General features: G+C 70.6%; 6 protein-coding genes. 4 read left to right on the top strand and 2 right to left on the bottom strand.

All coding sequences use genetic code 11. The features are described 5' to 3' along the window. The 4 genes from GL263_RS14625 to GL263_RS14640 form a co-directional block, all read left to right on the top strand. On the top strand, positions 1-1,657 hold a 1,657-nt coding region (locus GL263_RS14625), incomplete at its 5' end, for a BREX-2 system ATPase PglY family protein (protein ID WP_500294564.1). Then, positions 1,654-4,518, top strand: coding sequence for a BREX-2 system phosphatase PglZ (gene pglZ, locus GL263_RS14630; protein ID WP_182856142.1), 2,865 nt, complete (start codon positions 1,654-1,656; stop codon positions 4,516-4,518). The genes GL263_RS14625 and pglZ, both read left to right, overlap by 4 nt. Before the next feature lie 70 nt (positions 4,519-4,588). Continuing rightward, positions 4,589-5,941, top strand: coding sequence for a BREX system ATP-binding protein BrxD (gene brxD / locus GL263_RS14635; RefSeq protein ID WP_182856143.1), 1,353 nt, complete (start codon positions 4,589-4,591; stop codon positions 5,939-5,941). Positions 5,942-5,952: 11 nt separating this feature from the next. After that, complete coding sequence (locus GL263_RS14640; protein ID WP_182856144.1) at positions 5,953-8,100, top strand: DEAD/DEAH box helicase; 2,148 nt, start codon at positions 5,953-5,955, stop codon at positions 8,098-8,100. A 1,019-nt stretch (positions 8,101-9,119) separates the two neighbouring features. Here the strand turns inward: GL263_RS14640 and GL263_RS14645 are convergent. After that, positions 9,120-9,383, bottom strand: a complete 264-nt coding sequence (locus GL263_RS14645; protein WP_228456510.1) for a hypothetical protein — start codon at positions 9,381-9,383, stop codon at positions 9,120-9,122. Then, on the bottom strand, positions 9,332-9,580 hold the full coding sequence (locus tag GL263_RS28405; protein ID WP_323379399.1) for a hypothetical protein: 249 nt from the start codon (positions 9,578-9,580) through the stop codon (positions 9,332-9,334). Before GL263_RS28405 ends, GL263_RS14645 begins: the two co-directional genes overlap by 52 nt. Positions 9,581-9,722: the final 142 nt, after the last annotated feature.

The following is a 9,722-nucleotide window of genomic DNA, read 5'->3' on the forward strand; positions in this document are numbered from 1 at the left end:
CGCCTGGTTGCCCACCCATCTGTCCCAGCAGGCGCGCGACAGCTTCCGGCGGCTCACCGTCATCGACAGCGTCCTCTCCGACGAGGATCGCTTCCACGGAACCTTCGCCAAGCACCTCAGCCAGGACAAGCGGGTACGCGCCTGGCAGCTGCTCGAAGCCCAGCGCGACACCCTGACGCGGGAGGCGGAGAAGGCGTTCAAGCAGGCGTACGGACTGGCCGACAAGAAGGAGACCGAGGTCCAGCTGGGCTTCGAGGACCACCTCGACCCCGTGCATCCGGTGCCCGGCCTGTCCCTTCCGATCGGCGCCTCCTTCGAGAAGGCCGTCCGGCTCATCGCCGCCCGCCTGCTGGAGTGCCAGTTCCCGGCCCACCCGCAGCTCGACCCGGAGAACACCGGCAGGGCGATCACCACGTCCGACGCGAAGAAGGCGTACGACCTGGTGCGGCGGGCCGCGCTCGCCCGCGACCGGCGGGTGGAGGTGCCCTCCGGTGAGCGCAAACTGATGACCCGGCTGGCGCAGCCCCTGCTGCTGGGCACCATGGGTGAGGCGTACTTCGAACTGTCCTCGCACTGGACGGACTTCTTCGACGACCAGGTTCGCGCCGACGAACTGCCCGCGGGCGACGACCTGACATACGTACGCCTGACGGACTGGCTCGACCGGCCCGAGCCGCGCGGGCTGCACGAGACGGCCCGGCAGCTCGTGATCGCCGGGTTCGCCGAGATCGCCGACCGGGTGTGGGTGCGGGGCGGTGCCGTCCAGGACGTCTCGCTCGCCTTCGCGGCCCGTCCCGGAGACGCCCTGCGCACCCAGCCCCGGCCCTCGGAGCCCGACTGGGAGGAGGCACTCGACCGCTACGAGTCCCTCTTCGGGGAGAAGCCCAAGTCCCGGCTCTACCGCGGGCAGATCATCAACCAGTTCGCCACGGCGGTGCGCGAGCAGGCGCGGGCGTGCGACGAGGCCGCCGGTGAGCTGGTGCGCCGGCTGGAGGACGCCCAGGGGAAGCTGGGCCTCGACGAGTCGGACCCGGCCGGGCGGCTCGCTCTCGCCCGCCGGTCCCTGGCTCTGGTCAAGCAGCTCATCGACACCGCCGAGGCCGGATCGGCCGCAGCCCGCCGCACGGTCGAGACCCTCGCGGGATTCGACCTGCGAGGTGTCTCGCCCCTGCGCTACGGCACCTCGCTCGCGCAGGCCCGCAAGGTCGCCTCGGCGCTCGCCGAGGCCAACGCCGACTGGGACACCCTGGAGCTCGCCGAGGGCCTCGGCCCGGAGGGCCACTCCATCCTGGAGCGGCTGAAGGCCGCCGCCCGCAGCGACCAGCAGACGGCGGACCTGGCGGGAGCCCTGGAGAGGGCCCGACGCGAGGTGATCGCCCTGCTGAAGGCACGCCAGACACCGCCCACCCCGCCCGAGCCGCAGCAGCCTCCCGGTCCCTCCGGCCCCGACGACATCTCCCTCAAGGGGGACGACGCCGAGCCGTCCGTGCCGTCCACCCACACGGCTACCCCGGGTTCCGGCGGTGTGCGGCGGGCCGGCGGCGGGCGTACCAAGGCCCGGGCCGCCGCGGCCCAGTTCGCCGCCGAAATCCAGGCCCTCGCCGAGGCACAGCCCGACGCCGAGATCGAGATCACCTGGCGGATGGTGGGCGAGTGACCACCTCGACCACAGCCGCCGGCCTGGCCCGGCTCACGCCCGCGCTGCTCGTCCAGTACCTGTCCGCCCGACCAGGACTGGACGGGCGTACCCGTGCCGTCGTCCTGCTCCGCGCCCAGCCCGAGTGGGACGGACCCGACACACTCACCTACGGCGGCGGGCAGCGGGCCGCCGTCGCCGCCGCTCCCTCGCCGCTCGCCGTGCACGAGCAGATCCTCGGCCATCTCCACAGTGCCAGGGACGGGTCCGGCCCGCGTGTCCTCGTCGTGCTCACCGACTGCGAGGAGGCCACGCTCGACCCCGGTCTTCTCGCTCGCGTGTGGCACAACGGCGTCCGCAGCGTGGACAACTGGGAAGTCGTACGCACCTCCTTCGGGGCCGGTGCCGTGGACCACCGGCTGCAGGTCTCCGACGGAGGCTGGGCCGCCGAGGCCCTGCTGGAGGCGGCACCGCTCGACCGCTGGCCGAAGATCGCGGGCGGCACGCTCACCCGCGACCATGCCCTCGCCCAGCTCGCCCAGCGGCGCCTCGGCCTCGGCCGGTACGCGGACGCGGCGGACGAGACACAAGACGTGGCGGACGACCGCATCGGCCTCACGGCTCTGCTGCGGTGGGCCGTGCGGCCCGGAGCCGCCGAACGGTTCCTCGCCCTGCGCGACGCCGAACGCGACGGCCTGGCCGCGTTCCTCTGCGAGAAGGGCCAGGCCGGACCGGCCGCCACCATCCTCTTCGGCCTCATCAGCGAGGGGCACGGTACCGACGCACTCGCCTACGGTCTGGTCGCCGCCGCGCTGTGGAGCCACACCGCTTCTCCCGGTCCCGAGGTGTACCGGGCCCGCGGCCGGGCCGAGCTGTGGGCGGGCGGCCAGGGCGTCCTCTCGCCCGAGGAGTCCGACGCGCGCTTCGCCCAGTACGGCACGGTGGCCGAAGCGACGGTGGACACGCTCGTCGCCCGCGAGGACCGGCGTGTGCTCACCCCGCTGCTGCAGCGCGCCGACGTTCTCGCCCGCCAGTTCGGGGCCGAACAGGCCGCGGCCGTAAGTCTGTTCCTCCCCATCAGCTTCGAGGCTCGCGCGGCCGATGCCGGCGCCGCCCTGGCCACCGGTGATCCGGACCGCATCGCCCAGGCCGTGGGCGCGTGGGGCGAACACCGGCACGCGGGGCGCCCGGAGGGCCGCGCCCGCGTCGAGCGCGCCCGCATGGCACGGCGGCTCGCCGCCTGGCTGACCGGTCCGACAGAGCAGCCGCAGTCCGTGGAGGACTGGTTGAGGCTGCAGATCACCGACACCGCCTGGGCCGACCTCGCCCTCGACCGCATAGAGGCGGGAGGCGAGGACGTTCCTGCCCTGCGGGACGCGTACGACCGGCTCGGGGAGCAGGTCCGCGAACGCAGGCGCGAGATGGACCAGGCCTTCGCCCAGCGGCTCGCAGCCTTCACGGAGGGCGGTGGCGCACCCGGTGACCTGCTCACCGTCGAGGACTTCCTCGACCGCGTCGCCGCCCCCGCGGCCAGGGGCAAGGACCGGCGCCGCCTGCTGATCGTCGTCGTCGACGGCATGACCTCCGCTATCGCCGCCGAACTCGGGCAGGAGCTGCGCGAGCGCTTCAGCGAGTATGACCCGTTCCCGGAGGCGACGGGAGGCCCGCGGCGCCGTGCTGTGGCCGCCGCACTGCCCAGCGTCACCGCCGTCAGCCGCACCAGCCTGTTCGCCGGGCGGCTGCTGCGCGGCGCGCAGGCCGACGAGAAGCGGCTGTTCCGCCAGCACCCGTTCGCCGGTCCCGGGCGCGCGGCGGCCGTCTTCCACAAGGACGACCTGCGCGCCGAGCGCACCGGCAGCCCCTTCAGCGCACCACTGGAGGCCGCTCTGCACGACGGGCGCACCCACGTCGCGGTCGTCCTGAACACCATCGACGACCGGCTCGCCAAGGAACAGCGCCTGGGCGCGACCCGATGGTCCGTCGACGAGATCGGCTTCCTCGGCGAGCTCCTCGACACCGCCGCCGCCGAGGGCATGGCCGTCCTGCTCCTCTCCGACCACGGGCACGTCGTCGACCGGCGCGACCGCCGGGTCTCCGTGCCCGAAGCGGCGGACCGCTACCGCCCGTACACCGAGGGAGAGCTGGACGAGCGGGAGATCCGGTTGCGCGGATCTCGTGTGGTCGCCCCCGAGCCCGGGGGAGCGGTCATCGCCCTGTGGGACGCCGACTCCCGCTACACCGGGCGCAAAGCCGGCTACCACGGCGGCGTGTCCCTCGCCGAGATCGCCATTCCGCTCCAGGCCTACCTGCCGTTCGGCGCCACGCCGCCCGAAGGATGGCGGGAACTCGGTGATCCCGCTCCCCAGTGGTGGTCGCTCGACCAGGTGGCTGAAAAAGCCCCTGCTGCCCTGGCTCCTTCCTCGGGCCCGGCCGCGGCGCCCGCTCCGGCACGTCGACGCCCCTCGAAGTCGAAGCAGGTCACCCAGGAGGAGAGCCTGTTCGCCGAGCCCGCCGTTCAGGCCGTAACGGCCCCTGCCGTGCCCGTCCGGCAGGCCGAACCCGCCCTGCCGTTTGATCCCCGTACCGCGCTCGTGGACGCGCTGATGTCCTCGGAGATCTTCGAGGCGCAGCTGAAGCTCGTGGGCCGCACGGTGGACCTGGACAAGGTGCGCGCTGCCGTACAGGAACTGCTCGCGTCGAGGACGTTGCCGCTCACGGCTCTGGCACAGCGTGCCGGGGAGCGGCCCGTGCGCGCTGCCGGGTTCGCCGCTGTACTGCGGCGGCTCCTCAACCACGACGGCGAACAGGTGCTGGAGATCCTGCCGGACAACCGTACGCTCCGGCTCAACGAGCCGTTGTTGAAAGCGCAGTTCGGCCTGTGAGGGGGGCGGTCGCGTCGTCCCGCTCGGAAGCGGAGCCGAACGGGACGGTGACCCGTGGGAAACTGGCAGGGTGAGTGAACAGCCCTCCTCCGCCTCCGGCGTGACGGTGTCGCCCGCGCGGCGGCGGGCCGTCGTCGACGCGCTGCGGCGCGGAGCCGTCCCCGACAGCGGTCTTGATCTCCTCGCCACGGGGCTGTACCGGTTCGAGGCGGCCGTGGACGGCGAGCTGGACGCTGTGGCCGCGGGCGGAGCCGCCTTCAAGGCCGTGCGTGGCGAGTACGGCAGCGGCAAGACCTTCTTCGCCCGCTGGCTCGGCGAACGCGCCAAGCGCCGCGGCTTCGCCGTCGCCGAGGTACAGGTGTCAGAGACCGAGACGCCCCTGCACCGGCTGGAGACCGTCTACCGCAGGGCCACCGAGCGCCTGGCCACTGCGAGCTTCCAGCCGTCGGCCCTCCGGCCCATCGTCGACGCGTGGTTCTACGCGCTCGAAGAGGATGCCCTTGCCGCCGGCACCGACGACTCCCGGCTGGAGCAGGCCGTCGCGCAGCTCCTCAACGACCGCCTCTCGGAAGTCTCCCGCGGTGCCCCCGGATTCGCCGCCGCACTGCGCGGCTACCACGCCGCGCTGGGCGCGGACGACGAGGCCACCGCTGCGGCCGTTCTCGCGTGGCTCGGCGGTGAGCCGCATGTGGCGGCCGCCGCCAAGCGCGCTGCGGGGGTCCGCGGCGACCTCGACCATTTCGGTGCCCTCGGTTTCCTTCGAGGGCTGCTCGCCGTTCTGCGTGACAGTGGACACCCTGGGCTCCTCCTCGTCCTCGACGAGGTGGAAACCCTGCAGCGCGTGCGCTCCGACGCCCGGGACAAGGCGTTCAACGCCCTTCGGCAGCTGATCGACGAGGTCCACTCCGGCCGCTTTCCCGGCCTCTACTTGGTGATCACCGGAACTCCCGCGTTCTACGATGGCCCGCAGGGCGTACAGCGCCTTGCGCCGCTTGCTCAGCGCCTGGCCACCGACTTCTCCACGGATCCCCGCTTCGACAACCCCAGGGCGGTACAACTCCGTCTTTCCGGATTCCGGCTGGAGACGCTGACCGAACTCGGCCGCAAGATCCGCGACCTGTACGCGACGGGAAGCACCGACCCGGATCGGGTGCGCTCCGTCGCCGACGACGCGTATGTGGCCGACCTGGCCCATGCCGTCGGGGGAGCCCTCGGTGGCAAGGTCGGCGTCGCTCCCCGCCTCTACTTGAAGAAACTCGTCGGCGACGTCCTCGACCGCGTCGACCAGTTCCCCGACTTCGACCCGCGCGCCGACTACCGCCTCACCGTCGACCGCACCGAACTGACCGACGCCGAGCGCCATGCTGCCACGCTCCCGGTTGCTCCCGCTGCCTCGGCCGACGAGGTGGAGCTCGACCTGTGACCACGAGCGGAATGGCGGACGCCGACCCCGTCGACCGGCTCGACCCGGTTCTCCTCCACCACATCGTGAACACCCTCGGCTGGCCCGGTCTCAGGCCGCTGCAGTCCTCGGCGATCGGGCCGCTCCTCGACGGTAAGGACGCGGTACTGCTGGCGCCGACAGCCGGCGGCAAGACCGAGGCCGCCGCGTTTCCCCTTCTCACCGCCATGGCCCGGAACGGCTGGTCCAGCACCTCGGTTCTCTACCTCACGCCTCTGCGCGCCCTGCTCAACAACCTCCAGCCACGCCTGCACGCCTACGCCCAGTGGCTGGGACGCACGGCTGCGCTCTGGCACGGGGACACGGCCGAGGGCGAACGGCGGCGCCTGCGCCGGGCGCCACCAGACATCCTCCTCACCACACCGGAATCCCTCGAAGCACAGCTCATCAGCGTCAAGACCGACCACGCCCTGCTGCTCGGCAGGGTCCGGGCGGTCGTCGTGGACGAGGTGCACGCCTTCGCCGGGGACGACCGAGGCTGGCACCTGCTGGCGGTCCTGGAACGACTCCAGCGACTGACCGGCCGACGGTTGCAGCGCATCGGCCTGTCCGCCACGATCGGCAACCCGAACGAACTCCTCGCCTGGCTCCAAGGGTCAGGTCGCGGGCGAACGCCCGGCCAGGTCATTGCTCCCGGCGTCGGCCTCGTCCCCACAGTCACGACGGCTGAATCTCAGCCGCGCCAAGCTGAACCCCCTTCCGGTGACGTCCAATTGGACTACGTCGGCTCGCTGCCGAACGCCGCCACCGTTATCTCCGCCCTCCACCAGGGCGAGAAGCGTCTCGTCTTCTGCGAGTCCCGCCGGCAGGTCGAAGAGCTCGGGCAGGCACTCCGAGCACGCGGCGTGACCGTCTTCCTCTCACACTCATCCCTCTCGGCAGCCGAACGTCAACGTTCCGAAGAAGCCTTCGCGCAGGCACGCGACTGCGTGATCGTCGCCACCTCCACACTCGAACTCGGCATCGACGTCGGCGACCTCCACCGCGTGATCCAGATCGACTCTCCCGCGACCGTCGCCTCCTTCCTGCAGCGCCTGGGCCGCACAGGACGCCGGTCCGACACCACGCGCAACTGCCTCTTCCTCGCCACCTCCCACGAGACCCTCCTCCAGGCCGCCGGGCTACTGACCCTGTGGGGCAGGCATTGGGTGGAGCATGTCGCCACACCGCCGGCGCCGCAGCACCTCGTCGCCCAGCAGCTGCTCGCCGTCGCCCTCCAGCGCCACAAACTGCCCGCCGCGGACTGGCACGAGGAGTGGAACGGTCTCGCTCCCTTCGACGCGTCCGCCCGACCCGTCCTCGACCACCTCCTCGCGGAAGGGTTCCTGGAACAGGACAGCGGCATCTATTTCGTCGGCGAACAGGCCGAGAAGCGTTTCGGTAGAAGGCACTTCATGGACCTCACCGCGTCGTTCACGGCACCGCCCCAGTTCACGGTCCTGCACGGACGTGTGGAGATCGGGCACACGGACCCGGCTCTGCTGGTCGAAGAACGCGAGGGGCCCCTTCGGCTGTTGCTCGCCGGACGCAGCTGGCATGTGACGTATGTGGACTGGCGTCGGCATCGGGTCTTCGTTGCCGCCGCCGAGTCGGGCGGCGTCGCCAAGTGGCAGACAGGCACCGTCCGCGGCCTGTCATATCAGCTTGCCCAGGCGATGCGCGAGGTGCTGCTAGGCGTCGACCCTCCGGTCGGGCTCACTCGCCGCGCACAGGCCGGTCTGGTGGAACTGCGGAAAACGGACGGTCGGTTCGCTCACCCGGAGGCGACCCTGATCATCCGCGACGGACGTGACGTACGGTGGTGGACCTGGGCCGGCTTCCGGGCCAACGCGACCCTCACGGCGTGGCTGGCCGACGCGGTCGACCCGCTGCAGCGGCCCGCGGACTCCTATGTCCGGCTCCGCTATGACCTGACCCGCGAGGAGTGGGAGCGGGCGCGGAGCACGCCACGGAAGGAGGAGCTGCTACGGGTCTCTGGGGCTGCCGTACGTGGACTCAAGTTCTCCGCCGCCCTCCCCGATGACCTCGCCACCGGAGTGCTGGCCGCTCGCCTCACCGACGCGGACGGGGCGGAGGCTGTGCTCTCCCAACGTACGCGCTGGGAGAGCGAACCGAGCTGACAGGAGCGTCGGTCCGGACCTGCAGCCTCAGGCCAGAGCTTCGAGTACCGTGCACTGGCGCCCCCAGCTACTAGATTGGGTTCGGGCGTTGCATTTTTTTTGTAGTTTGTCGAGGATCTTTTGCTGAGAGGGTGCTGGGATTCGCTGCATTCACGCAGGTAAGAGGTGTTGTGACCGAGCTCCGCTTCAATGTCTGACACGTCCAACGAAAGGCCGTCGGACCGGCAGCAAAGCGGGTCGGTCGGCCTTTGTGATCCGCGCAGAGTTGGCGGCGTGCTGGATGAGTCCGGCATGAGGGGAGCGGTTACGTAGCTTCGTCGACCTGGGGCTGGGCATTGAAGGACTGACCCCGCGTACGCCTTGACGATGGCGGCTCAGGTGCGCCGCTCAGGATCGGCCACAGGCGCAATGGTGACGTCGGGTATTGGAACTCTCTGTATGCCCTGATCGTAGCGGAAACTGGACTGCGTTGAGGCGGCGTTCCCGGCAGGATGCGGGCATGGTCGCTTCTGCACCCTTGGACGTTCCGCGCTTGGCTGCTGGTGACGGGTTCGTGCTCCGCGCTTTTGGGGTCGGAGATCTGCGTCCCATCCGGGAGGCGTCGAACGACGACTACATCCGTTGATCACGACTGTTCCCTCGACGTACTCGGAGGCGGCGGGTGAAGCGTTTGCCCAGCAGCAGTGGCGGCGTGTACTGGTAGCGCATATCCGTTCGGGATCGTGGGGGTTGAGGACGGGCACCCGCTGGGGATGGTCGGTCTCTGGTTGAGGGGCCAAGGCCAGGGAATCGCGTCGCTGGGGTATTGACTTTCCGGGTCGGCCCGTGTCAGGGGATTGGGACGGAAGCCCTCGGGCGGTTGTCCGCTGGGCCCTCGGTTATTTGTAGATTCTGCGTCTTCAGCTGCATGTTGAGCCGTGGAACTTAGCGTCACAGTAGACGGCTGAGCGTGTCGGCTTTCAGCGGGAGCGCATGCTCCGTAGTTGGCAGCAGTTTGGAGGAGGAGCGTCGAGACATGATCATTTATTCGATGCTGGGCGTGATCTGTCCTTACCGGCCGCTGGCTGACTTCGGCCGCGTATGGCGCCCAGTCGCCTGCGGAGTCGCTGCCAGGCGACGGCGACGTCGGTGTGGATGTCCAGGTTCCGGGCGGGGATCTCGGTGGCGAGCTGGAAGAGAGCGGTGCTGCGGGCATGGTTAAGGTGGATGCCCTGGTTGCTCAGCCGCTGCGTCAGCTCTGTGGTGCTGCCGGCCGTCCGGGCTGCCCGCCGGGGACGAGCCATGGAGCCGAAGCCAGGGCGCCCATGGTCACGTGTCCCTTGCGGTTCACGTGGACGACAGTGCGGGCCAGCTGGGCGACGGGCTCGGGCAGCTGAACGGGTGCATTGCCGAGGTGGAAACGTATTTCCATGGCGACTCGGTGCTCGAGGGCTTCGGCGACATAGGCGGAGAAGCAGCCCGGCCCGACATGGGCCCGCACCGCTTCCGCGAGATGCTCCGGGAGGCTGACGGAGTACTTCTGCTACCGCTCATGCGTGTCCTGCTACCGCTGGTGGTAGATCGTTTTCTCAGGTATGGCGGTGGCGGCCGGGCGGTGGGTGGCAGGATCGGCAGGGCTGGCC

Origin of the sequence: Streptomyces durbertensis (genome assembly GCF_014156695.1) — a bacterium.
GTDB lineage: Bacteria > Actinomycetota > Actinomycetes > Streptomycetales > Streptomycetaceae > Streptomyces > Streptomyces durbertensis.

Coding starts and splice junctions, on each gene's coding strand:
- GL263_RS14640 (WP_182856144.1), top strand. CDS start 5,953: ATGGCGGACGCCGACCCCGTCGACCGGCTCGACCCGGTTCTCCTCCAC.
- GL263_RS14645 (WP_228456510.1), bottom strand. CDS start 9,383: ATGGCTCGTCCCCGGCGGGCAGCCCGGACGGCCGGCAGCACCACAGAG.